Genomic DNA, 2,987 nt, shown 5'->3' on the forward strand with positions numbered 1-2,987 from the left:
CCGACGGGCCGCCGGGGGCTCCGCCACCGAAGCCACCCGAGCTCGGCGGGAGCGAATCGCCCGGGCCGGCCTCTCCGGTGGGCGCGACGCTCGCGGTGATCTCCTCGCCCTCGCGGGAGCCGGTGTCCGGGCGCTGGGCCCCGGAGAACGTGAACCTGGCGTCCTCCGTCTTGTCGGACTCGCCGTCCCAGCCCTCGACGTCGACGGTGATGAGCTCGCCGGCCGCGACCTCGCCGAAGAGGATCTTCTCCGACAGCGTGTCCTCGATCTCGCGCTGGATGGTGCGACGCAGCGGCCGCGCACCCAGGACCGGATCGAAACCCCTCTTGGCCAGGAGCTCCTTGGCCCGGTCCGTCACCTCGATCGTCATGTCCTTGGCCTTGAGCGCCACGCCGACACGGCTGACCATGAGGTCGACCATCTCGACGATCTGAGCCTTGGTGAGCTGATGGAACACCACGATCTCGTCGATGCGGTTGAGGAACTCGGGCCGGAAGTGCTTCTTGAGCTCGTCGTTGACCTTCTGCTTCATCCGCTCGTAGGCGTCCTCGGTGTTGTCGGAGGACTGGAAGCCCATCCCGACTGCCTTGGAGATGTCCCTCGTGCCCAGGTTGGAGGTGAAGATCAACACGGTGTTCTTGAAGTCCACCATGCGGCCCTGGCCGTCGGTGAGACGGCCGTCCTCGAGCACCTGCAGCAGCGTGTTGTAGATCTCGGAGTGGGCCTTCTCGATCTCGTCGAACAGGACCACCGAGAACGGCTTGCGCCGGACCTTCTCCGTGAGCTGGCCGCCCTCCTCGTATCCGACGTACCCGGGAGGTGCGCCGAACAGGCGAGAAGCGGTGAAGCGGTCGTGGAACTCGCCCATGTCGATCTGGATGAGCGCGTCGTCCTCGCCGAACAGGAAGTTGGCCAACGCCTTGGAGAGCTCGGTCTTACCCACACCGGACGGGCCGGCGAAGATGAACGAACCCGAGGGACGCTTGGGGTCCTTCAGACCAGCCCGGGTGCGGCGGATGGCCCTGGAGACCGCCTTGATGGCTTCCTCCTGGCCGATGATCCGCTTGTGCAGCTCCTCCTCCATGCGGAGCAGACGCGTGGTCTCCTCCTCGGTGAGCTTGAACACGGGGATACCGGTCCAGTTCCCCAGGACCTCGGCGATCTGCTCCTCGTCGACCACGGCGGCCACGTCCATGTCGCCCGCACGCCACTGCTTCTCGCGCTCCGAGCGCTCGGCGATGAGCTTCTTCTCCGTGTCCCGCAGGCCGGCGGCCTTCTCGAAGTCCTGCGCGTCGATCGCGGACTCCTTCTCACGGCGGGCCTCGGCGATCTTCTCGTCGAACTCCCGCAGGTCCGGCGGAGCGGTCATCCGCTTGATCCGCATGCGGGCGCCGGCCTCGTCGATGAGGTCGATCGCCTTGTCCGGCAGGAAGCGGTCGTTGATGTACCGGTCCGCCAGCTGGGCCGCCGCGGCCAGAGCGGCGTCCGTGATGGTGACGCGGTGGTGCGCTTCGTAGCGGTCCCGCAGACCCTTGAGGATCTCGATGGACAGCTCCACGTTGGGCTCCGGGACCTGCACCGGCTGGAAACGACGCTCGAGCGCCGCGTCCTTCTCGATGTGCTTGCGGTACTCCTCGAGCGTGGTGGCGCCGATGGTCTGCAACTCGCCACGGGCCAGCTTGGGCTTGAGGATCGACGCCGCGTCGATCGCACCTTCGGCGGCACCCGCGCCGACGAGCGTGTGGATCTCGTCGATGAACAGGATGATGTCGCCGCGCTGGTTGATCTCCTTGAGCACCTTCTTCAGGCGCTCCTCGAAGTCACCGCGATAGCGGGAACCGGCCACGAGCGACCCCAGGTCGAGCGAGTAGACCTGCTTGTCCTTGAGGGTCTCGGGGACCTCGTTGTTGACGATGGCCTGTGCCAGGCCCTCGACGACCGCGGTCTTGCCCACGCCGGGCTCGCCGATGAGCACCGGGTTGTTCTTGGTGCGCCGGGAGAGCACCTGCATGATGCGCTCGACCTCCTTGGCGCGGCCGACGACCGGGTCGAGCTTGCCCTCCATGGCGGCCTGCGTGAGGTTGCGGCCGAACTGGTCCAGCACCGTCGAGGACGACGGCGTGCCGGACTCGCGACCACCGGTGCCAGCGGGGGCGCCAGTGGCCTCCGCCTCCTTGCCCTGGTAGCCCGAGAGCAGCTGGATGACCTGCTGGCGGACCCGCGTGAGGTCCGCTCCGAGCTTGACCAGCACCTGGGCGGCCACGCCCTCGCCCTCACGGATGAGACCGAGCAGGATGTGCTCGGTGCCGATGTAGTTGTGGCCGAGCTGCAGCGCCTCGCGCAGGCTCAGCTCCAGGACCTTCTTGGCCCGCGGCGTGAACGGGATGTGCCCGCTGGGCGCCTGCTGGCCCTGGCCGATGATCTCCTCGACCTGACTCCGCACCGCTTCCAGCGAGATCCCCAGGGACTCGAGTGCCTTGGCGGCCACTCCCTCGCCCTCGTGGATGAGACCCAGCAGGATGTGCTCGGTGCCGATGTAATTGTGGTTGAGCATCCGGGCCTCTTCCTGGGCCAGGACGACGACGCGACGCGCGCGGTCGGTAAACCGTTCGAACATCGTGCTACCTCACATTCCTCGGGTTTCGTCCACTGTAGTGGCCGTGTCTGACGCGCTGCACCGCAGGAGCGGGAGCGGGTCCGTCACCAGTGTTCAACGCGGCAGGTCGGGGAACCATTGCAGATCCGTGTACGCCGACAGCGAACGCGGCCGATCCGTGCGCTGAGGGACGGACTTCCGCGGGCGGCGCCTCTAGGGTCGTGGTCATGACACGGGTGGACGGGACCGAGGGATGAGCCCGTTCGATCTGGACCGGATCGGCCGCGGCCTGCCCTTCGCCGCCGCACTGCCCGCCCTGCGGGACGCAATCGCCACCACGGGGACCGCGGTGGTCCAGGCCCCGCCCGGCTCCGGCAAGACGACCCTCGCG

At 67.7% G+C, this 2,987-nt stretch carries 1 protein-coding gene; it reads right to left on the bottom strand.

Going from position 1 to position 2,987, the window contains the following annotated elements:
* Positions 1–2,617 (bottom strand): ATP-dependent Clp protease ATP-binding subunit (locus G6027_RS13215; RefSeq protein WP_241727108.1); only part of this gene is annotated, 2,617 nt, incomplete at its 3' end.
* Positions 2,618–2,987: the final 370 nt, after the last annotated feature.

It is taken from the genome of Dietzia sp. SLG310A2-38A2 (assembly GCF_014145095.1).
In the GTDB taxonomy this organism is placed as follows: Bacteria; Actinomycetota; Actinomycetes; order Mycobacteriales; family Mycobacteriaceae; genus Dietzia.